The sequence below is a fragment of the Achromobacter maghribensis genome (assembly GCF_057334215.1).
Map to the genome: position 1 here is coordinate 188,715 of NZ_JBHFII010000044.1, position 21,905 is coordinate 210,619.

General features: G+C 64.5%; 19 protein-coding genes. 11 read left to right on the forward strand and 8 right to left on the reverse strand.

The features are described 5' to 3' along the window. Positions 1-52: 52 nt before the first annotated feature. From ACE039_RS18850 to ACE039_RS18860, 3 genes are all read right to left on the reverse strand, one after another. The gene (locus ACE039_RS18850; protein WP_485823034.1) at positions 53-631 is read right to left on the reverse strand and encodes an amino acid synthesis family protein; all 579 of its coding nucleotides are present in this window, start codon (positions 629-631) and stop codon (positions 53-55) included. 89 nt (positions 632-720) lie between these two features. After that, a complete protein-coding gene (locus tag ACE039_RS18855; protein WP_485823035.1) occupies positions 721-1,686 on the reverse strand; it encodes a Bug family tripartite tricarboxylate transporter substrate binding protein in 966 nt (321 codons plus the stop codon). A 61-nt stretch (positions 1,687-1,747) separates the two neighbouring features. Then, the gene (locus ACE039_RS18860) at positions 1,748-2,656 is read right to left on the reverse strand and encodes an NAD(P)-dependent oxidoreductase (RefSeq protein ID WP_485823036.1); all 909 of its coding nucleotides are present in this window, start codon (positions 2,654-2,656) and stop codon (positions 1,748-1,750) included. A 126-nt stretch (positions 2,657-2,782) separates the two neighbouring features. Here ACE039_RS18860 and ACE039_RS18865 point away from each other — a divergent pair, with 126 nt between their 5' ends. The 7 genes from ACE039_RS18865 to ACE039_RS18895 all read left to right on the forward strand — a co-directional run bounded on the left by ACE039_RS18865 (position 2,783) and on the right by ACE039_RS18895 (position 11,989). Continuing rightward, positions 2,783-3,670: a LysR family transcriptional regulator gene (locus ACE039_RS18865; RefSeq protein WP_485823037.1), complete on the forward strand. Its 888-nt coding sequence runs from the start codon at positions 2,783-2,785 to the stop codon at positions 3,668-3,670. A gap of 107 nt (positions 3,671-3,777) precedes the next feature. Next, entirely contained in the window at positions 3,778-4,914 is a 1,137-nt protein-coding gene (locus ACE039_RS18870; protein ID WP_485823038.1) for a PepSY-associated TM helix domain-containing protein, read from the forward strand. A gap of 93 nt (positions 4,915-5,007) precedes the next feature. Next, positions 5,008-5,940: a non-homologous end joining protein Ku gene (gene ku, locus ACE039_RS18875; protein WP_448712499.1), complete on the forward strand. Its 933-nt coding sequence runs from the start codon at positions 5,008-5,010 to the stop codon at positions 5,938-5,940. Position 5,941: 1 nt separating this feature from the next. Beyond that, positions 5,942-8,461 carry a DNA ligase D gene (gene ligD, locus ACE039_RS18880; protein WP_485823039.1) on the forward strand — a complete coding sequence of 840 codons (2,520 nt, stop codon included), beginning with the start codon at positions 5,942-5,944 and terminating at the stop codon, positions 8,459-8,461. Positions 8,462-8,541: 80 nt separating this feature from the next. Next, positions 8,542-10,116: a sensor domain-containing diguanylate cyclase gene (locus ACE039_RS18885; protein ID WP_485823040.1), complete on the forward strand. Its 1,575-nt coding sequence runs from the start codon at positions 8,542-8,544 to the stop codon at positions 10,114-10,116. A gap of 80 nt (positions 10,117-10,196) precedes the next feature. Beyond that, positions 10,197-10,988 carry a bestrophin-like domain gene (locus tag ACE039_RS18890; RefSeq protein WP_485811590.1) on the forward strand — a complete coding sequence of 264 codons (792 nt, stop codon included), beginning with the start codon at positions 10,197-10,199 and terminating at the stop codon, positions 10,986-10,988. 17 nt (positions 10,989-11,005) lie between these two features. Then, on the forward strand, positions 11,006-11,989 hold the full coding sequence (locus ACE039_RS18895) for a hypothetical protein (RefSeq protein WP_448709286.1): 984 nt from the start codon (positions 11,006-11,008) through the stop codon (positions 11,987-11,989). Here ACE039_RS18895 and ACE039_RS18900 read toward each other — a convergent pair. Further along, a complete protein-coding gene (locus ACE039_RS18900) occupies positions 11,979-12,800 on the reverse strand; it encodes an IclR family transcriptional regulator (protein ID WP_485823041.1) in 822 nt (273 codons plus the stop codon). The genes ACE039_RS18895 and ACE039_RS18900 overlap by 11 nt on opposite strands. Positions 12,801-12,904: 104 nt before the next feature. On the opposite strand from ACE039_RS18900, the gene ACE039_RS18905 reads away from it, so the two are divergent. Continuing rightward, positions 12,905-15,238 carry a cytochrome P450 gene (locus ACE039_RS18905; RefSeq protein ID WP_485823042.1) on the forward strand — a complete coding sequence of 778 codons (2,334 nt, stop codon included), beginning with the start codon at positions 12,905-12,907 and terminating at the stop codon, positions 15,236-15,238. Between the two features lie 28 nt (positions 15,239-15,266). Here ACE039_RS18905 and ACE039_RS18910 read toward each other — a convergent pair whose 3' ends face one another. From ACE039_RS18910 to ACE039_RS18920, 3 genes are all read right to left on the reverse strand, one after another. Next, on the reverse strand, positions 15,267-15,887 hold the full coding sequence (locus tag ACE039_RS18910; protein ID WP_485823043.1) for a glutathione S-transferase family protein: 621 nt from the start codon (positions 15,885-15,887) through the stop codon (positions 15,267-15,269). A 104-nt stretch (positions 15,888-15,991) separates the two neighbouring features. Further along, the gene (gene ppk2 / locus ACE039_RS18915; RefSeq protein ID WP_485823171.1) at positions 15,992-16,822 is read right to left on the reverse strand and encodes a polyphosphate kinase 2; all 831 of its coding nucleotides are present in this window, start codon (positions 16,820-16,822) and stop codon (positions 15,992-15,994) included. A 126-nt stretch (positions 16,823-16,948) separates the two neighbouring features. After that, a complete protein-coding gene (locus ACE039_RS18920; protein ID WP_448709290.1) occupies positions 16,949-17,878 on the reverse strand; it encodes a helix-turn-helix domain-containing protein in 930 nt (309 codons plus the stop codon). Positions 17,879-17,960: 82 nt separating this feature from the next. Between ACE039_RS18920 and ACE039_RS18925 the strand changes: the two genes are divergently transcribed. Genes ACE039_RS18925 through ACE039_RS18935 form a run of 3 tightly spaced genes read left to right on the forward strand, consistent with a single transcriptional unit; the run spans position 17,961 to position 21,085 of the window. Continuing rightward, positions 17,961-18,470: a DUF3302 domain-containing protein gene (locus tag ACE039_RS18925; RefSeq protein ID WP_448709291.1), complete on the forward strand. Its 510-nt coding sequence runs from the start codon at positions 17,961-17,963 to the stop codon at positions 18,468-18,470. A gap of 1 nt (position 18,471) precedes the next feature. Continuing rightward, entirely contained in the window at positions 18,472-19,614 is a 1,143-nt protein-coding gene (locus tag ACE039_RS18930; RefSeq protein ID WP_448709292.1) for an HlyD family secretion protein, read from the forward strand. A gap of 10 nt (positions 19,615-19,624) precedes the next feature. Then, on the forward strand, positions 19,625-21,085 hold the full coding sequence (locus ACE039_RS18935) for a TolC family protein (protein ID WP_485823044.1): 1,461 nt from the start codon (positions 19,625-19,627) through the stop codon (positions 21,083-21,085). Here ACE039_RS18935 and ACE039_RS18940 read toward each other — a convergent pair. Next, positions 21,082-21,905 (reverse strand): ArgE/DapE family deacylase (locus ACE039_RS18940; protein WP_485823045.1); only part of this gene is annotated, 824 nt, incomplete at its 5' end. The two genes, ACE039_RS18935 and ACE039_RS18940, sit on opposite strands and share 4 nt — an antisense overlap.

The following is a 21,905-nucleotide window of genomic DNA, read 5'->3' on the forward strand; positions in this document are numbered from 1 at the left end:
TTAAAGTAGATTAGTTAAAGTAATTTCTAAGCATTGAAATGACAGTTTCCCGCTAGCGTTGGCCGTCATGAACCGCCACGGCGTCCTGGGTCAAGCCGCCCAACCGCGAGTGGACTCGTCCGCCCGTGCCCATCACCAATGCGAACAGGATTTCCCCGGGGCGCGGGGCGTCCTGGATGCCGATCTCGATGCTATTGAAGTGGCTGCGCACATAAGAGGCGTGGATGTAATGCACCGGAACCATGATCCGGTACCCCGCGACAGCCACCGCCTTCACTGCCGGCACCATCGCCTTGGGTTCGCCCAGCACCGTGCGCATTGCCCAGCCGCCGGCTTCATGCCAAACGGCGCCGTGCTCCATTTCGCCGTCCAGGCCCACGATGGCTGCTTTGCTGTAGACCTCGATTTTGTCCTTGCCCAACGTGTCGACCAGTTCGGTCGCCAGTAAGGTGCCCAATGTGCGCAGCTCGGCCATGAACGGCATCAGATCGGGTTCGTAGCGGCCCGCGTAGGGATTCTTGACGACGGCGCACGACGCGGCCAGCTTCAACGGCTGCGCGGGGGCGGGCCCATTTTCGTGGAACGTGGTTTCAACGATCAGGCAGCGTTTGCGGATTTCAATCAACGACATGGAAGTCTCTTCAGGGGAAGGAGGCGTATTGGAAGGGCATCAACGACAGGCTCGACGACGGAGCCAGGAGCGGGGATCAAGATCCGGAATCACTGCGGTGGAATACCGGTTTCCTTGACGATCGCGGCCCATTTGCCGATTTCGGCCACGACGAAGGCGCCGAACTCGGCGGGATTTTGCGTTTTCACGCTGAGCCCTTGGCGCGCATAGGTTTCTTGCAGTTCCTCGTTGGCCAAGGCGACGTCCAACGCGCGGGCCAGCCGGTCGGCGACGGGCTGGGGCAAGCCTGCGGGCCCCATCAGGCCGAACCAGACGGTCAAGTTGAACCCCGGCGCGCCGGTTTCGTTCAGCGTGGGAATGTCTGGCGCCAGCGGGAAGCGGTCGGGCGTGCTGACGCCATACGTCTTGACCTTGCCGGCGCGGGCTTGCTGCAAGCCGTTGGCCAGGTCCGTGAAGGTCAGGTCGACGGTGCCGCCGATGACGTCTGTCAGGGCTTGCGGCCCGCCACGGTACGGCACGGCGGTGACGGTGATGCCGCCCATCGCGGCCAGCTTGGCGCCGAAGACCTGGGCGCTACCCGAGCCGTAGGCGTAGGTGAGTTTTCCGGGGTGCTTGCGGCCGTAGGCAAACAGTTCGCCGACGTTGGCGCCCGCGGTTTTCGGCGAGCCCACCAGCAGATACGGCGTTTCGGCGACGGCGCCGATGGGCGACAGGTCTTTCGCCGGGTCGTAAGGCAGGTCCTTGAACAGGCTGACCCCGCTGGCCGCCGTGGACACGCCGACCACCACCAGCGTATAGCCGTCGGGCTTGGCCCGGGCCACGTCATGGGTGCCGATGATGCCGTTGGCGCCGGGCTTGTTCTCGACAACGACGGGTTGCCCCAGGTCGGCCGCCATGTGCTTGCCCAGGCTGCGCGCCACCACGTCGGTGATGCTGCCGGGCGGGAAGGGCACGACCATCCGGATTGGATGTTCGGGATAGGGGGATGCCGCCCACGCCGGCGCCGCGCTGGTCAGGCCCAGGGTCAAGGCGATGGAAATGGCAGTTCTTTGCATGATGTTGTCTCCCTTATGGCGGGTATGCCTTTGTCTTTGTTATAGGTGTCTTGATACGGGCTTAGCCGGCGCTGTGGCGTGTTTGCAGATAGCGGTAGATCTCCGTGTTGTCGGCAGTCGCGGGCAGCGTTTCCACCGCTTCTTGCCATAGGCCGGTACACAGGGACAGCTGCGGCGCTGGCACGCAGGTCAGTTGCTGCAGGCTGTTGGCGGTGCGCAGGTCTTTCGCCATCAACGCCAGCGCAAAGCCGCCATTGAACGTACCCGGCACGATGAACTGGGCCAGCTTTGTTTCGGTGGCGACGTTGCGGCCGCTGGACGCGTTAAGCACCTGCGTGAAGACCGTGGGGTCCAGGTTCATGGACTGCGCAATCAGCATTGCTTCGCTGGCCGCCAGCAGGCCGGCTGCGTACACATAGTTGTTCAGCGCCTTCATCGCATGGGCCGAACCGACCATGCCGGTGTGGATCAAGGTGGCGCCCATGCGGGACAAGATCGGCTGGACGCGCGCCAGGTCTTCGGCCGCGCCGCCCGCCATGATGGCGAGCGTGCCGCTGGCGGCCTTGGCGACCGCGCCGGACACCGGGGCGTCAATCAGCGTGATGCCTGCCTCGTGCAGCAGCGGGGCCAGCCGCAGCGTGTCCGCCGGGTTGGACGACCCCATGTCTATCAGCGTGGCGCCGCGCGGCAGCAGCGCGGCCAGGCCGGGCGTGCCTGGTTCGCCTTCGATGACCGAGTTGGTGACGGCGCTGTTGGGCAGCATCGTGATGATCACGTCGCAATCCGCCAGGTCGGCCAGGCGCGCGGCGGGTCGCAGCGTTTGACCCCAGGCGGGATGCGCCTGCAGGCGGTCCAGCCGCTGCGGATCCCGGTCGTAAGCACGGAGGTGAAACGTTTCCTCGCGGGCCAGGTTCTCCAACATCGGCAGGCCCATCATGCCCAGGCCGATGAATCCCAATTTCAGCGTCATGCAATCCCTTTATCGAAACAGCCGGAATGGCGTCCGGCGACGACTCTGGATGCTACCGATATGGGGCAATTTTCTCTTATGCTAAGTTGGCCAGGGGATATAACCAATGATTATCGGAACGGCAAGATGCGCTTCAAACTCAGGCAGATGGAGGTCTTTCGGGCGGTGATGCTGACCGGGTCGATGAACGGGGCGGCCAAGCTGCTGTTCGTGTCGCAACCCGCCGTCAGCCGGTTGATCGCCCACACGGAACAAAGCCTGGGCCTGACCTTGTTTGACCGGGACAAGGGCAAACTGACCCCCACGCCCGAGGCGCATCGGCTGTTCGAAGAGGTGGGCCCGCTGTTCGAAGAGGCGTTGCGCATCGACGACTTCGCCCGGGATCTGGCGGCGCGGCCGGAAGGGGCGCTGACGCTTTGCTCCAGCCCCAGCCTGGGGCTGAATTTCCTGCCGCCCGTCATGGCGCGCTATCTGGAACGCTATCCGAATGTACGCCTGAAATATCACACGACGCTGCTGGCGGACATGGCACACGAGCTGTTGGGGCGCAAGGCGGAGTTGGCGGTATCGGTGCTGCCCATCGACCACCCCAATCTGATCGTTGAACCGTTCGCCACCGGAAAAATGGTTTGCATCCTGCCTGTGGGCCATCCGTTGGCGGGTCAGGCGGATGTGGGGCTGGCCGAATTGGCTGCGTACCGGCTGGTGCTGTACAGCCGCAACATCCCGTTCGGCCAATTGGTGGCGGCGGCGTTCCAACGGGCGGGCGTGTCCTGGACGGCGTCAGTCGATATCGTGCGCGCCGAACTGGCGTGCGCGCTGGTACGGGCCGGCGCGGGCGTGGCAATCGTGGACCAGTTCTCGGTAGGGCAGGAGGGGTGGCCCGGCCTGGAAGTGCGGCCACTGCGCGAATCGATTCCGCTGGCATTGAGCCTGGTGCGCTCCCGCTTCGATGCCCCCAGCCGCCACGCGCAGCGTTTCGTGCGCATATTGAAGGAGTGTGCGGCAACGTGAGGGCGACGCCCAGCGTCGTGGCGGATCGTTGAAATACAATGGCGGCGTCAATAATTTCGAAGTGCTGATGTACTACGCGTGGGCTTCGCATCTACCGGATCAACCTCGTGAAAGGCCTGCGCGGCGTGTGGCTGCGGGTGCACCGCTGGCTGGCGCTCAGCGCCGGCTGGGTCCTGATTTTCTCGGGGCTGTCCGGCGCGGCGCTTGTCGTCACGCCGGCGCTGGACCGGTGGGCGAATCCGCAGCTGTTCCAGGCCCGTTCCGGCCTGGCCCCCGGCCAGGCGGGCGTCGCGCTGGAGTCGGTGCTGCGGTCGGCCAGAAAGGAATTCGGCGATGGCGCGAACCTGGTGTTCCGGCCCGCCCGCGCTCCCGGTGAAACCCTTGAGGTCCGGGTGCGCGCCGCCTGGCGCGGCACCCTGTACCTGGACCCCGTCACCGGCGTCGAACAAGGCCGGCGTGGTGAAACCGAGGGCGCGGCGAATGCGCTGTTCAAACTGCATAGCGCGCTGTACCTGGACGGCACCGGCAAGGCCATCCTGGCGTGGGTGGCGCTGGCCTACCTGTTTTTGCTGATCACGGGTTTGATCCTGTGGTGGCCACGGCACTGGTCAAAGGGCTGGAACATGGCGCTGGACCGCGGGCTGCTGCGTTCGCTGTTCGACCTGCACCGCGTCGGGGGCGCCACGCTGGGCCTGCTGATCGCCGTATCGGTCGCCACCGGCGCGTATATGGCGTGGCGCCCGCTGGGCGAAGCCGTAACCTGGTTAAGCGGCGCCACCCCGGTCAAGGCGCCGGCATTGCCCGCGATCAACGTCAAGGCCGCCGCGCAAGCCGCCACCCTCGCGCCTGCGCTGACGCTGGACGAATTGGCCGCGAAGGCCGTGGCGCAATTCCAGGAACCCGCGCCCATCGGGTACATCGTGGTGCCGCCGCATGCCGCCGCGCCCACACGTTTCCGCATGATGCTGGCCGACGATCCGCACCCCAACGGCATGACCTCCGTCTGGATAGATCCCAGATCAGCCGATGTCCTGGCGGTGCAGCGCTGGAACGCGCTGGATCCGGGCGCGCGGGCGACGGCCGTGATCTATCCATTGCATACCGGCGGGCTGGGCGGCGTCGCGCTGGAAACCGCCGTGGCGCTCGGCGGGCTGTCGCTGGCCGGCCTGGGAATCAGCGGCGTGTGGCTATGGTGGCGCAGACGCTCCATCAAGCAAGCGGCCGCGAAGGCGCGCGCCCGCTGACGCCCGACACGACTCGCAAGGCCCGGCAGGTGACGCCTTGCCCCGCGCGGGAATACTATTTGCTGATCACTTCCCGGTCTAGAGGAGCTGATCATGGCAACACGAACCATCTGGAAGGGGGCCATCTCCTTCGGTCTCGTCCATATCCCCGTCGGCCTGCACACGGCGACCACGGAGTCCGGGGTGGACTTCGACTGGCTGGACAAGCGTTCCATGGATCCAGTCGGGTACAAGCGCATCAACAAGCGCACCGGCAAGGAAATCGATAAGGACAATATCGTCAAGGGTGTGGAATATGAAGACGGCCAGTACGTCATCATTTCACCGGAAGAGATTGCCGAGGCCTATCCCCGCACCACGCAAACCATTGAAATACAACAGTTCGTGGACGCGGCGGATGTCTCGTTCGTGTATCTGGAACGGCCTTACTACGTGGCGCCCATCAACAAGGGCCAGAAGGTCTACGCATTGCTGCGGGACACCTTGGCAAAGACGGGCAAGATCGGCATTGCCAAGGTCGTCATCCAGACCAAGCAGCATCTGGCGGCGCTGATTCCGTCCGGCGACGCGCTGGTGCTGGACTTGATGCGGTGGGGCGACGACGTCAAGCCGCAAGACGAACTGGACCTGCCCAAGTCCGGCGCCCGAGCCATGGCGCCCAGCGCCAGCGAACTGAAGATGGCCAAGATGCTGGTCGAAGACATGTCCGGCAAGTGGGACCCGGCGCAGTACAAGGACGAGTTCAAGGCCGCCGTGATGGACCTGGTGGCCAGGAAGGTGAAGGCGGGCAAGACCGAAACCGTCTTTGAGCCGCAAGAGGAAACTCCCGCTTATGCGGACAACGTGATTGACCTGACGGAGTTGCTGCAACGCAGCTTGAAGGGAAACAGGAAGGCGCCCGCGGCGGCGAAAAAGGCCGCGTCCGGCAAGGCCCCTGCAAAGAAAGCAGCGGCAAAAAAGACACCGGCAAAGGCGGTGAAAACGGCAAAGGCCACGAAGGCGGCGCGCGCCCGCAAGGCGGCGTGACATGGCCGACACCCTTAAGACCTATCGGAAGAAGCGCGACTTCACCGTCACGCCGGAACCCGCCGAAGGCGGCGAAGCCAATGAACAGGCGCGGGCCTTCGTCATCCAGAAACACTGGGCAAGCCGGCTGCACTATGACTTTCGGCTGGAGCTGGACGGGGCGATGAAAAGCTGGGCGGTGCCCAAGGGCCCCAGCTACGATCCCAGCGTCAAGCGCATGGCGGTGCAGGTAGAGGACCACCCCATTGCGTACAACCAGTTTGAAGGCCAGATCCCGGCGGGCCAGTACGGCGCCGGCAAGGTCATCATCTGGGACGAAGGCCGCTGGATGCCGGTGGGGGATGCGCGCAAGGGCTACCGGGAAGGGCACCTGAAATTCGACTTGCAGGGCAGGAAGATGCAAGGCCGATGGGCGCTGGTGCGGATGAAGGGCAAGGCGTCCGACAAGCAGCCCCCCTGGCTGCTGATCAAAGACAAGGATGAGTTTGCAAGGTCCGAACGTGATTTCAGCGTCGTGGATGAAATGCCCGACAGCGTCGTGCCTCTGCGCGACAAGCAAGCCGCAAAACGCGCGCCAGCCAAGCCCACACCGAAGGAAGCGCCACTGCCGGGGCAAGCGGCCGAATTGCCCGCGTCGCTGACGCCTCAGTTGGCCACGCTGGCGGACGGCATCCCGTCCGACTCGACGGACTGGCTTTACGAATTGAAGTTCGACGGCTACCGGTTGCTGGCGCGGCTGGACGGCGACAAGGTCAGCCTTCATACCCGCAACGGGCACGACTGGAGCGCGAAACTGCCACATCTGGTCAAGGCCTTTGGCCGGTTGCCGGCGAAATGCGCCTGGGTGGACGGCGAAGTCGTCGTGCTGGACAAGCACGGCGTACCCGATTTCCAGGCGCTGCAAAACGCCTTCGACGGCGATGCGACCAGCGGCATCGTTTTCTATGCGTTCGACCTGCCGTTCATCGGAGGACGGGATCTGCGCCGCGAACCCTTGCGCGTGCGCCGGGCGTTGCTGGCGCAGTTGATGGAGACGGCCGACGACGATCGTCTGCGCTTTAGCGAGACGTTCGAACAGGCGCCGACCGACCTGGTCGCGTCCGCCTGCAAGATGGGGCTGGAAGGCATCATCGCCAAACGCCAGTCCGCGCCGTACGTGTCGCGCCGGTCCGATAGCTGGCTGAAGATCAAGTGCGGCCGCCGGCAGGAATTCGTCATCGTGGGCTATACCGCGCCGCAAGGCGCCCGCGCAGGGCTGGGAGCGCTGTTGCTGGCCGTCCACGAGGACGACGGGGCATTGCGTTACGCCGGCAAGGTGGGCACCGGGTTCGACAACGAAGGCCTGATTTCGCTTCAGGAAAAGCTCGCCCGCATCGAGACCGACGATAAACCCGTGACAGGCGGGCAGGGCAAGGGCGTGCGGTGGGTAAAGCCGCAATTGATCGCCGAAGTGTCGTTCTCCGGCTGGACCACCGGCGGCCACATCCGCCATTCGGTCTTCCGGGGCTTGCGCGCGGACAAGCCAGCGCGCGACATCACACGCGAAAAGGCAGTGCAGGCGCCCCGCGCCTCGCCCGCGGCCGACCGCCCCAAGGCGGCTGCGAAACAGACCAAGGCCATCCCGGAAGCGCCCAAGACCGCCGGCAAGATCGGCAGGCTGACCCACCCCGAACGCATCATCGATCCTTCCACAGGCTTGACCAAGCTGGACCTGGCCCGCTATTACGGCCTGATCGCGCCGCTATTGCTGGAGCACCTGACGGGACGCCCCGTGTCGTTCCTGCGCGCGCCCGGCGGGATCCAGGGCGAGCTGTTCTTCCAGAAGCACCTGGAAGCCGCCATGCCCGGCGTCAAGTCCTTGCCCGCGCGGCTGGACCCCGGCCACCCGCCGTTGCTGGAAGTGCCGACACCCCAGGCCATCATGTCCGCCGTGCAGATGAACGTGGTGGAATTCCACACCTGGAACGCCGTCAAGACGGCCATCGGTAAACCGGACCGCATGTTGTTCGACCTGGATCCGGGCGAAGGCGTGGCATGGCCGACCCTGCAGCAGGCGGCCCAGCTGGTACAGACGATGCTGAGCGAAATCGGCCTGACGACCTGGCTGAAAACCAGCGGCGGCAAGGGACTGCATGTGGTGGTTCCGCTACGACGGCAACATGATTGGGACACCGTCAAGGCGTTCTCACAGACGATCGTCGCGCATCTGGCGGCAACGCTGCCGCAGATCTTCGTGGCCAAGAGCGGCCCGAAAAACCGGGTAGGCAAGGTATTCGTGGACTATCTGCGCAACGGCTTCGGCGCCACGACGGTCGCCGCCTGGTCGGCCCGGGCGCGCCCGGGGCTGGGGGTCTCGGTGCCCGTGGCATGGGAAGAACTGACGAAACTCAGCAGCGGCGCGCACTGGACCATCGCCAATATCCATTCCCGGCTGGACGCAGGCAACACGCCCTGGGAGGGGTATGCGCCCCAGGCCATCGGACCGGCCATGGCCGCAATGAACTTCAAACCCGGCAAGTAAGCGGTTGCCGAGAGTGTGGACCCGTTTTGCATGATTCTGTATGCTGCTTTGCAGACCGATAGCGGGCGGGATCCTCAACGATGAAAAGAAAAGTCAGCTTGTTCACGGTGCTCATCGCCCTGGCGGTGTTAAGCGTGGCGATCGGCTTTTTCAATGCCCTCTACGCCGGTTATCAGGTGCAGAAGGCGCAGGTCGTCAAGAATTCCCTGGCCTCCAACGTGGCCTATGCGGAAAAACTGGCCGAGTTCATCAATCTATATATCGATGCGCTGCACCGGCAATTGAAGACCAGCGCCGGCCGCCTGCCCGACGCCGGCGACACCCCACAGACACTCACGGCCGAGTTGTCCCGCGTCGCGGCCCAGGCGCAAGGCGTTTCCGCAGTGCTGCTTGCGGATGCCGCCGGCGTCATCATTGCCCGTTCCGACCAGGCGCCCGCGCAGCTGTCTGGTTTCAACACGCTGACAGAACTTGGCATGAAAGAACGACGCCCGGCGGACTGGGTCGTGCCGTGTTGCCAGCACGACGGCCAACGGGCGGCGCTGATGCTGGTGGAACCCGTGCCTGGCAAGGACGGCGCGCCGGGTGGTTTCGTTGCGGCGGTCGTGGTCCTGGAACGCGGCAGCCGGCTGGACCGGCTGATTGGTGAACACCCTTATGACGACGGCGCGTCCGTCTACCTCGTCAACGTGCAGGGCGGGGTGCTGTACAGCCACGGCGCGGGAGGTCCGGACGAAAGCGTGCTTAGCCTGGTCAAGGCGGATGTGTCACCCACATCCGGGCCAGGTTCCGCGCAAGTCCGCGACGCGTCGGGCCATTCGGTGCTGGCGGGCTACGCGCCCATCACGAAAGGAAAATGGGCGGTTGTCATCCAACGGCCACTGGAACAGGCCTTGTCGCCCTTGAAGACGCTATTGGCAGAGTCCTTGCGCTTCGCCGTTCCCGCCGTGATCGTCACGCTGATACTGGTGTGCGGGCTGGCTTACGCCATCGCCCGGCCCTTGGCCCGCCTGACAAGCGCCATGGGCAGCCCCGAAGCGGTCGACCGGCAAGGCCCGCGGGCCAGTCTGCTGAAAACCTGGTATTTCGAAGCCGACAAGCTGCGCGAGGCACTGATCGCCACGCTGGCGCAGCACCGGCACGAAGTCGGGCGCTTGAACACCCAGACCATGACCGATCCGATGACCGGCCTGATGAACCGGCGCGCCCTTGAACTGCGATTCGAGGAACTGGCGGCCGCTGGCACGCCGTTCGCCGTCATCGCGCTGGACCTGGACCATTTCAAGCAAGTCAACGACGTGTATGGGCACCCGGTCGGCGACAAGGTCTTGATCTTGTTGGCAAAAACCCTGCGCGACAGCGTTCGGCAGCAGGACAGGCCGTTCCGCATAGGCGGCGAGGAATTCATCGTGGTCGTGCCGGCCCCGTCCCCTGACGTCGCCCTGCACACCGCCGAGCGCATTCGCGCCGACGTGGCCCGAAAACCGATGCCGGACGGCGTCGGGCATGTCACGATATCGGTCGGTATCGCATTATGGCCGCAGCATGGAGAATCCCCCGAAGCTGTTGTCAAATGCGCGGACCAGGCCTTGTATGCCTCTAAATCAGGCGGACGCAACCGCGTCACGCTCTGGGAGGAGGGCCTGCCGTCCTAGTTGGCTCCCGCTTTTGTTCGAATGTCTGTTCCGCTTTTCCAACGTGTCCGATCAACAAAGACCAGGCGTAGGGTGGCAATGTGAACTATTCATTTGTGTTGGCAGGTTCGGCGGTCGTCTTTTTCTTTCTGTTGTTGGGGGCCATCCGGTTCGGACGGCGAATTGGGTTGCGTGGCGGTGCGGAAGACAAAGGCACGGCCGGTTCCGCCGCCATCGAAGCCTCTGTCTTCGCGTTGCTGGGCCTGTTGATCGCATTCACGTTCTCGGGAGCGGCGCAACGGATGGCCGACCGCAGGAACCTGCTCGTCACCGAGGTCAACGCCATCGGCACGGCTTGGCTGCGCATCGATCTGCTGAACGCGTCCGACCAGCCGGCATTGCGCGAACAATTCCGCCGCTACGTCGATGAACGCGTCAACTATTACAAGCACGTCGCCGACCTCGACCATCGCGACGCCATCGCGGTAAAAGTCGGCGCCATCCAGAACGAAATCTGGAAGACCTCGATCGCGGCCGGCAGGAACACCGTGCCGCCATTCGCCACGTCATATATCGCTTCAGTCAACGACATGTTCGACGTGTCCACCGCGCAGACCGTCGCGCAGAAGGTCCACCCGCCCATTGTCACCTACGCCTTCCTGGGATTTCTGGCGCTGGTCTGCGCCTGCCTGATTGGCTTGAACCTGGCTGGCGCCAAGCACGACACCCTGTTTCACCAGATTATCTACGCGCTGGTCATGACGGCGGCGCTCTACATCATTGTCGACTTCGAGTTCCCCCGCATCGGTGCGATCCGTATCGACCAAAGTGACGCGTTGTTGCTGTCGCAGCGCCAGGCTATGGGGAGCGCCGCGGCGGGCGCCGTGAAGTAGCGAAGCGGAGAAACGGCATGGCGAACCGAAAAGCAAGGGTCTCGAACAGGGCGGCCAGGCGGATATCGGCGTGGCTGATCGCGACGCAGGCGTGCGTGGCGGGTGGGGTGGCCACCGCGCAACCGACTATCCGGTTGACGCAGGACGATTTGCAGAAGCGTGCCAACGGGGTCCTGGCGCTGATGTCGTTTTCAATCGTCCCGGACATCACGACCAGCGCATTGTCGATTGGTGGTGGTGGCGGCACGACCGGGTCGACCGAGTTCTACATGACGCAGTTGGGCGGGGGCGACACGATTTCCAAATCGGTGCCCATCTATCTGGAAGGCGTCCTGGCCGGCAGCCGCTACGACCCGACGTTCGTCGCTTCGCAGGGGTTGGAAAACCGCAAAATCCCGACCAAGTGGAACAGCGTCTCCGCGACCGGCGGGATCGGTTGGGACTTCAAGCTCACCGATGAACTGAAGTTGCGCCCCATTTTCAACGTGGCCCTGGGCAACGTCACCAGCGACCTGCGTGCCGCCAGCTGGTACGTCGGCCGACAGACCGGGCAGGACGTGACTTTCCTGGACAAGGGTTCGCTGAACGCCTATGGCCTCGGCGGATCGCTGATGCTGGATTACGAGCACTACCGGCCCGGCTACGAAGTGGATGTGGAGCTGCGCTATTCCGATATCCGACTGAAGAGCTTTGCCAGTTCCGCCGCCGTCCAGGGCAACGCCATCGCGCAGTCCGCGAACCTGTGGGCCCGCTACCGGGCTCCCACGGGGTTGACGATGCTGCAACGGCCGCTGCGCTACGTGCTGGAACTGACCCATTCCGAATTCCTGGGCGACCAGCGCGGCGTGCTGGGCTTTGACCGCCTGACCTCGCTGGGCGCGGGCCTGGAACTGGATTCCAGCGCCTACAACGTGTTCATCACCCGTACCCGATTGGTCGGCCGGTATGTCTTCGGCCAGAATGTGTCGGGCTTTTCCGTCGGCCTGGCGGTCAGCTTCTGACGTTTTCCTGCGGGGACGTGTCGCCCAGCAGCCGGCTGATGGCTTGCGCCTCGCGGCGCACGGCCAGCCCCACGCGACCGTCGGGCGATGCGTCGAAGCCGCCGGTGGCGCCCAGCGCGGTCAGCACGGCGCACGGCCGGCCAGCGTAGCTGTAGATCGGCGCGGATACGGCGCTGATGCCTCGCAGGTTCGTGTCGCGCACGACGGCGCAGCCTGCCGCCAGCACCGCGCGCCGCAGGGTGCCGATCGGGTCGGCGGCATCCAGCATCGCCCGCTGTTCGGGCGTGGCCGCATCCAGGTCGGTTTGGGCAAGCGCGCGCACCGCGTGCTCGTCCAGGGTCGCCAGCAGGACTTGGCCGGTAGCCGACCACAACATCGGCAACACCGAGCCCACGCGCACGTTGACCGTGACGGGCAACCCCGGCTCTTCGAAGCGCACGATGGTGGGGCCCTTGTTGCCCATCACCGCGACGAAGCACGTTACTTCCAGTTCTTCGCGCAGGCGGACCAACGACGCTTCGGCCAGCCGAATGGGATCCGCCTGCCGCATGGCCGCCAGGCCCAGTAGCAGCGTTTCCAGTCCCAGGAAGTACTGCTGGGTGGCGGCGTCCTGACCGACCAGCCCGCCTTCCATCAGGCTGACCAGATAGCGGTGCACCTTGGCGGGACTCTCGCCGATTCGGGCCGCGATCAGACTCAGGCCCGCGCGGCCGCCAAGATGACCCAGGGCTTTCAGCACGGCCATGCTGGTTTCGGCCGCCTGCACGCGCTGGCGGCGTTCGCGGGGACGCGGGAGTTCGGTAAGGGTCATGGGCGCAGTCGGGTAGGGGAGAGCCCGAGGTTAAACCCGGTTTATCAGATTACGCAATGCGTATATGATTTACGCATAAAACTTATGACACCCGGAGTGCAGACATGTCTCAACCCGCCCAACCCCTGTCCGGCTGTCCGGTTCACGCCGCTGCGGCCGTCGACGGCTGCCCGATGCACGTCAGCGAACGCGCCGCCGAGTTCGATCCCTTCGGCGACGGCTACCAGCAGGACCCGCCGGAATACGTGCGGTGGGCGCGCGAACAGGAACCGGTTTTCTACAGCCCGAAACTCGGCTATTGGGTGGTGACCCGCTACGAAGACATCAAGGCGATCTTCCGCGACAACCTGACATTCAGCCCGTCCATCGCGCTGGAGAAAATCACGCCGACCGGGCCGGAAGCGAACGCCGTGCTGGCGTCTTACGGCTACGCGATGAACCGCACGCTGGTCAACGAAGACGAGCCCGCCCACATGCCTCGGCGGCGTGTGCTGATGGAGCCTTTCACGCCCGAAGCCCTGAAGCATCACGAACCCATGGTGCGGCGCCTGACCCGGGAATACGTCGACCGCTTCATTGACGACGGCAGCGCCGACCTGGTCGACCAATTGCTTTGGGAAGTCCCGCTGACGGTGGCGCTGCATTTCCTGGGTGTCCCCGAAGAGGACATGGACCTGCTGCGCCGCTATTCGATCGCGCATACGGTCAATACCTGGGGCCGGCCCAAGCCGGAAGAACAAGTGGCCGTGGCCCACGCCGTCGGCAATTTCTGGCAATTGGCCGGCAAGATCCTGGACAAGATGCGCCAGGATCCGGACCAGCCCGGCTGGATGCAATACGGCATCCGCAAACAGCGCGACTACCCGGACGTCGTGACCGACTCCTACCTGCATTCGATGATGATGGCGGGCATCGTGGCCGCGCACGAAACCACGGCCAACGCGTCGGCAAATGCCCTCAAGCTGCTGCTGCAGCATCCCGACGCCTGGCGCGAGCTATGCGAAGACCCGTCCCTGATCCCGAACGCGGTCGAGGAATGCCTGCGGCATAACGGCTCAGTGGCCGCCTGGCGACGGCTGGCCACGCGCGACACCACGATTGCCGGCACGCCGATCCCTGCCGGGGCAAAGCTCTTGATTGTCAGCGCATCCGCCAACCATGACGAACGCCAGTTCGCGGACGCCGATCTGTTCGACATCCGGCGCGACAACGCCAGCGACCAGCTCACATTCGGGTATGGCGCCCACCAATGCATGGGCAAGAATCTGGCGCGCATGGAAATGCAGATTTTCCTGGAAGAGCTGACGCGCCGCTTGCCGCACCTGCGCCTGTCGCCGCAGCAATTCACTTACGTGCCCAATACCTCGTTCCGCGGACCGGAGCATCTGCAGGTGGAATGGGATCCGGCGCTGAACCCCGAACGCCGCCAGCCCGGCCTGCTGCAACAGCGCCAGCCAGTGCGCATCGGCGAGCCCTCCGCCCATGCCAGCGCGCGCAATCTGGTGGTTGAACGGGTGGAGCCCGCCGCACACGGCATCCTCATGCTGACGCTGGCGTCTCCCGATGGCAAGACGCTTCCCCGCTGGGCACCGGGCGCGCATATCGACATTGAATGCGGCGACACCGGCCTGTCGCGCCAATACTCGCTTTGTGGCGATCCTTCGGATACCGGCCGCCTGCGCATCGCCGTGCTGCGCGAAGCCGACGGCCGCGGCGGCTCTGCCTGGGTCCATGACCACGTCAAGCCCGGACAGCGCCTGCGCGTCCGCGGCCCGCGCAACCACTTCCGGCTGGACGAAGGCGCGGCCAAGGCGATCCTGATCGCCGGCGGCATCGGCATTACCCCGATCAGCGCCATGGCGCGGCGCGCGCGCGAACTCGGCATGGACTACGAACTGCATTACAGCGGCCGCACCCGCGCCGGCATGGCGTTGCTTGACGAGCTTTCGGCCCTGCATGGCGACCGGCTGCACCTATATGCCAGCGACGAAGGCAGGCGCAACGACTTCGGCGCGCTGCTGGCGCAACCTGACCCCAACACGCAGATCTACGCCTGTGGGCCTGCGCGCTTGCTGGACGCTCTGCAACAAGCCAGCGCGCATTGGCCGCAGGACGCGCTGCGGATGGAGCATTTCCATTCCACGCTGGGCACGCTGGACCCTGACCGCGAACATGCCTTCGAGGCGGAACTGAAAGATTCCGGATTGGTGGTCACCGTGCGTCCCGACCAGACGCTGCTGGCCGCGCTGCGCGCCGCCAATATCGACGTGCAAAGCGATTGCGAGGAGGGCCTGTGCGGGTCCTGCGAGGTCAGCGTGCTGGCCGGCGATATCGATCACCGCGACGTGGTGCTGACCCGCGCCGAACGCGAGGCCAACCGAAAGATGATGAGCTGTTGTTCGCGCGCCTGCGGCCAGCGCATCGTGCTGGCGCTGTGACGCGCCGGCAGGCAGTCAGGCCGACTTGCTACCGGGCGTCGGCCAAGGCGCGCTGCACCGCCGGCCGCTCGGCCACACGCGCCAGGTAGGCGGCCAGCTTCGGAAACTGCGCCATGTCGACACCATCGCCATCCAGCCAGCTGCCGATGGTGAACAGGTAGCCATCGGCCACGCTATAGTCGTTGCCCGCCACCCACGGGCCCGCGATCAGCCCCTCCAGGTACGCGGCGCAGGCCGTCATTGTCTGCGGAACCTTCAGGCGCATGGCTTCGTGCGCGGCGGGATCATCGGCCCATCGCGCGCCTCGTCGCTTGTGCGCGTGCGCAACATGGGCGGTCGCCGCCAGATAGCTCGTCAATTCCTGCATCCGCGCGAACGCGAAGGGGTCGTTCAGCGGCGCCAATCCGGCTTCTGGAAAGCGCTGCGCGATGAAGGCGAGCAGGGCAGGGGTTTCGGTCAGCACGCCGTGCTCGGTCGCCAGCGCGGGAACCCGGCCTTTGGGATTCACACGCAAGTACTCGGGGCTTTGCTGCTGCCCCGCGGCAAAATCCAGCTTGATCAGATCGAAGTCGGCGCCTGCCTCATGCAGCGCGATGTGGGTCGCCAGCGCGCAAGTGCCAGGAGCGGAGTAGAAAGTCCAACGGGCCATGATCATCCTCTATCGGTTTGGGGCGGGAAGTCGCCGGGTCATTTCTCGGGCCCGGAACCCAATCACGATAGCAAACTCCTAGTCGAATTCTCTTCCTCGGGGCGCTAGAACTTCCGCGGAATGCTCATGCGCGAATGGTCGGGCTCGCGATAGCCTTGCGGCTTTTGGCGCTTGGGCAGCTTCACCTTCTCCACGGGAAGCGCCTTATAGGGAATGCTCTGGAGGATATGGCTGATGATGTTCAGCCGCACGCGCTTCTTGTTGTTCGAATCGGCGACAAACCAGGGCGCATACTCCGTGTCCGTCGTCGCGAACATATCGTCGCGCGCGCGGGAATAGTCATACCAATGGCTGTAGGAATCCAGGTCCAGCTTCGAGAGTTTCCAGATCTTGCGTTCGTCGTGGATTCGAGCTTGAAGCCGGCGCGTTTGTTCGGCCTCGCTAACCTCAAGCCAATACTTGAGCAGGATCACGCCCGATTCGATGATGGCCCGCTCGACCAGCGGCACCGCTTTCAAGAAGGACTTCACCTGTTCCTTGGTGCAAAAGCCCAACACGCGCTCTACACCGGCGCGGTTGTACCAGCTACGGTCGAAAATGACGATTTCGCCGGCGGCGGGCAAATGGGGAAGATAGCGTTGCACGTACATCTGGGTCTTCTCCCGATCCGTCGGCGACGGTAGCGCGACCACGCGGAAGACGCGTGGGCTGACGCGCTCGGTCATGGCTTTGATCGTTCCTCCTTTGCCGGCGCCGTCGCGCCCTTCGAACAGGATGCAAACCTTGGCGCCGGAATGGACGACCCACTGCTGAAGCTTGACGAGCTCGACGTGCAAGCGCGCCAACTCCCGTTCATAGGCTTTCTCTGACAGCCGTTCATTCACGGGCTCGCCGCCGTCTTGCGCTGCTTGCGTTTCTCCATTCTTGGCCATCATTCCACTCCTTGATCTGCGTAGGCGAATCTGAGGGGCAATCAGTGCTAGCCGCTGTTCCACGTGGCGGTACTGGGATTGTGCGGCGCGACGCCATCGCAAGTCCATGATGATTCCGGCGAAAATCCGTCAGGATCGAGGTTCCTGCAGACCGCGTCGATGCCGCGTTTCGGATGGCGTTTCAAGGAAGAGGGCATGGTAGCGCGCCGCCGCGTAAGTGGAATAGGGATAGCCATGTCGCAGGAAGCAGTCCGCCACCGTGGTTCGCCGGCCAGTGCAATTTGACAGGTCCAGATAGACGTCATGCAGCTTGCGCAGGCAAAGGTAGTGCCCCGGCGCCATGCCGAAACAGGCTTGCGAAAAATCCCGCAGGCTGCGCAAGCTGATCCTCAAACCCTTGCACAGACCGTCGAGATCCAGGGCTTGGCCTTGCTTGCGAATGACCGTCAACGCGGCCTCGCATAACAGCGGCATCGGCGAACCGGGACGCCCCTTGCCGCGGCGGCTTGGGGAGCGACCCGCGATCAGGTCGGACAAACGCTGTTCCAGCAAACGGCGACCGATCGCTGGCGGACAGGCAGGCGCCATCGACATGAACGCGGCTTCTCGCAAGGCGGCCAATTGCAAATGGTCTGCGCTGACGATGTGGGCAACGCGCGCCCATTGCCGCAACGTCTGAGCCACGGCGCCGTCGCCCGCGAACAGCTCGGAACGGACCGGTACCGCGATGGTGATCCATTCATTGGGTCCGCCGGCTCGAAAGACGAACCCCTTGCCGGGCGCAAGGACTCCCAAAGAGCCTTCACTGAAAGGAACGCCGTTCAGCCAGGTGGGGCTGGGCGAGGGCTGGGACAGCAGCAACGTCAAATGCGTGGGCCAGCCGACGCCTTCGCACAGATTCGGCACGGCCGCGATACCGCGCTGGACATCGATACCGTCTACATCCAGATGACCGATCCCCCAACCGCCGTCTCTGGATCCCAACAGGAAAACCCGGGCGTCCGCATCGACTATCGCGTCCGCATACGCATCAAACGACTCGAATCGCTGAAGGTCCATTCGGCCCTCCGCAGGTGGGAGCTGACTAGATATTGCCGAAATTAGCATGGACTTACGGCGCGGTCACTGGTGAAAATGCCGTATGCGCGCTTCCGCGCAGGCATTCCGAAGCGATGACCACCCCGACGACGTGCTGGACCATCAGCATCCCATTGGGAAGAGGGGGTTCGATATGTTTCTTGCCAATCCGCGACGCGGACTCGTCGTCATCCCGGCCATTGTGTCTGCGCTGTTGCCGGTTACCGGCAACGCGGCAGGGGGTCACCTGGAAGACGCCATCGCCGATGTGCTGGTCTGGGTCGTGCTGGTCTTGGTTCCCATTCTGGCCATCTGGATCTTCTGGAAGCTGCACGTCTTGCCGGAAGTCATCGCCGAAAAGCGGCATCATCCCCAAGCCGAGGCAATCAAATCGCTTTGCCTGCTGTCGTTGGCGTTCGGGGGCATGCTCTGGCCTTTCGCCTGGTTGTGGGCGCATACGAAACCGATCGGATACCGGCTGGCTTACGGCAGAGACGTGCATGACGACCCGGAGATAAGCGTCAAGGAAGAGGCGCCAGCGCCATCGCCCCCAGCCGGCCGCACCGGGGAATGACATGCTAGAGCTCATTTGTGTTGTCTATGGGCTGCTGGTTTGGCTTGTCTTCATCAAGCTGAAGCTGCTTCCCTGGAACATCCAGTCGCAGGTCGGGGTGGTTGCGGTGGGCGCGGCCGGCTTGGCGGCGCTTGTCCTGACGATCAATGTCGTCACGCCGTCGTCGACGGAATTGCGGGTCGTCAACTACGTCGTCGAGATCGTCCCGCGGGTGACCGGGCGGGTGACGGAAATCGCGGTGGAGGGGAACCGGCCAATCAAAAAGGGCGACGTGCTGCTGCGCCTGGACGCCGAGCCCTATCAACTCAAGGTCAGGCAGCTGGAGGCCAAGCTGGTGGATGCGCAGACTAGCCAGCAGTCCCTGGACCGGGATCTCGCGTCGGCGCAAGCGATGACGGCGGCCGCCTTGGCGCAAGTCGAACTCGCCCGCATGCGGCTGCGCCAAAGTACCGCCTTGGCGGCGCGCGGCGCCGGCAGCCAATATGACGTACAGAGTTTCCAAAGCGAACTGAAGGTCCGGCTTGCGAACTGGGAGGCGGCGCGGGAAACGGAACGCAAGGTCCGCCTGAGCGTGGGGGCCGTGTTCGAGGGCGACCAAGTTGCCGTGGCGCAAGTCAAGGCCGAGCTGGATACGGCGAAATGGGAACTGGCGCAGACGACGCTATACGCGCCGGCCGACGGCTATGCGATCAACCTGCAAGCCCGGGTAGGGTCGTATGCGGCTGCCATACCGATACGCCCCATCATGTCGTTCGTCGAGACCACGCAACAGGTGATCGCGTTCTTCGACCAGAATCAGCTGACGAAAGTGAAGGCTGGCAACGAGGTGGAGGTGTCTCTGCGCACGGTGCCGGGGCACGTCTTCAAGGGCAAGGTGGATTCGATCGTCTGGGCGACCTCGCAGGGGCAGTATCAGGCATCCGGGCTACTGCCGGGCACGACTTCCGAGGGGGATCACGCCGCGGCGCCCATGCAGTATGCGGTACGCATTGATCTTGAGACACCGCAAGACATGGCCTTGGCCATGGGCGCGCGCGGCAAGGCAGCCATCTATACCGACAGCCTGGGCGCGCTGCACATGGTTCGCAAAGTGATATTCCGCGTGTCCGCCAAGCTCGATTACCTGGTTCTCAAGCTTCACTAACGGGGCCCAGATGCCAGCACGCTGCACGATCGCCCCCCGCGTCCTCGCAACGGTAGGCAGCGCCATGGTGTTGATGGCGGGCTGCGCCAACCTGGACCCGCCGCCGAACGACGCCCTGTATCAGCAGGCCATGGCGGGCACGCAAGTGCCGGCCCAGTGGGTTGCCAGCGTGGAAGCCGCCGCATTCGCGCCTCAGTGGGCGGGATTTCCCGAACACGGCACGCTCCAATCGCTGATCGACGAGGCGCTGGGCAACAACCTGGACTTGCGCGTTGCCGCAAGCCGGATGCAGCAAGCGGCGCACCAGGCCAGATTGGCGGGCGCTGACTTATTGCCCACCGTCGGCCTGGGCGCCCGGACGGCAACGGACCCCACGCCCGGCAGCGCCTTTTCGGCCAATGGCTATGCCGTCCTGATGAACTGGGAGATCGACCTGTGGGGCAGGGCGCGGGCTGAAAAGAAAGCGGGCGAGGCCGGATACCGCTCGGCGGAGGCGGACTACGCCTATGCGCGCCAATCCATCGGCGCGTTGACCGCCCGAAGTTGGCTGGCGGCCCTTGAGGCCAGCGGTCAGCTCGCCCTTGCGCAAGAATTGGAAAATACGACGGGCAAGCAGCTCAGCCTGATCCAATACCGCCGACGCATCGGCAAAGTCAGCGAAATGGATGTCGCGCATTGGACAGAGCAAGTCGCTGCCGCGGCCGACGTGGTCGGCCAGCGCGAACAGGCCAGGGCGCAAGCATTACGGGCGCTGGAACTGATATTGGGCCGTTACCCCGCCGGCGCGGCGCAAGCCGACGAGCCCATTCCCGACGCCCCCGCCCCGTTGGCCCCGGGCTTGCCGTTGGACCTGCTGGACCGCAGGCCCGACCTCGTCGCCGCACGCGAGCGGCTCGTGTCGGCGTACTTCGGCGCGGAAGAGGCGAAAGCGGCCCGATTGCCGGCCATTGCGATATTCGCGGGCGCAGGGCGTTTCACAAAAGACTATTCCGGCTTGGCGACCAGCATGCAAAGCTGGGTGTTCCCAGTCGGCGCGGCGTTGACCTGGCCACTGTTCGATGCCGGGCGCCGGCAGATCACGCTCGAATTGCGTACCGAGCAGCAGCGTGAGGCGCTGGCGCTGTATGCACGCGCGATTCTCATCGCGATGAGCGAAGTCGAGAACGGCCTGACGGGCGAACAGCAACTGGCCCTGCGCGAACGGGCGATCCAGCGCCAGTTTTCCGAGAGCAGCCGCGCCCTGGAACTGGCATTGGTGCAACGGCAGATCGGCCAGTTCGACGATTTCGATGTCCTGCAGCGCAAGCGCGATCTGTTGCGCGTGCAGAGCGACCTGATGCGCGTTCGCGCCCAGCGGCTGGTCCAGCGCGTAAACCTGCATCTTGCGCTGGGCGGCCACTTTGCGCCGGAACCGCAGGCGGCCCCGGCCGCGGCCAGCCAGTCGCCCGCTGGCGATGCCCCGGCCCCTTAGCCTTCAGGCGCGGCCTCGTTGACACCGCACCATTGCGCGATAAAGAGGGCGATGGCTTTGGTGATGAGGCGTAGGGATTCGATGTGGACGCGCTCGTCGAATCCATGGATGTCCAGCGATTTTGGCCCATAGACCAGCGTTGGCATGTTGCCGTAGATCACGAACACGCGCGCATCAAGGTAGCCGGGGGTGGTGAAGCTCTCCAGATCGCTCTGAAACGCCTGCTTGTGACATTCGCGCAGCGTGTTTTCCGCGTCGCTGCCTTCCTCCAGCACATAGCCTTCGGCATAGAAGCCCGTGTAGGTCACCTGGGGCGGCGTGCCGCCGAACCTGCGGTCGGACGCCGCGTCGCGCAGGCAGGCGTCGATCTGCTCGCGCGCCTCGTCGGCGGTCGTTCCGGGGTAGATGGCCGCACGCACGTCGAACTCGCACCAGGGGGGAACCGTCGACGGCCAGTCGCCGCCGGCGATTTTGCCGATGTTGAAGTTGATGGGATGGTCAAGGTGCTCGAAATGACGGTGGCAGTGGTGTTCGCTGTTCCACTTGGCCTCGATGCCGCGCAACGCCTCGATCGCGGCATAGGCCGCGTCGATGGCGTTGAAGCCATTGGCCATCTCGCGCGTATGCGTCGGGTGGCCCTGCACGCGGACCTTGAACCACAGCACGCCGACGTTGGCGCGCACCAGCATGTTTTCTTCGGGCTCGGGAATGATCACGGCGTCAGCCTGGTAGCCGCGCAATAGCGCGGCCAGCGCGCCATTGCCCGTGCATTCCTCTTCGACGACCGACTGGAAATAGATCGGGGCGGGGGGCTCGTAGC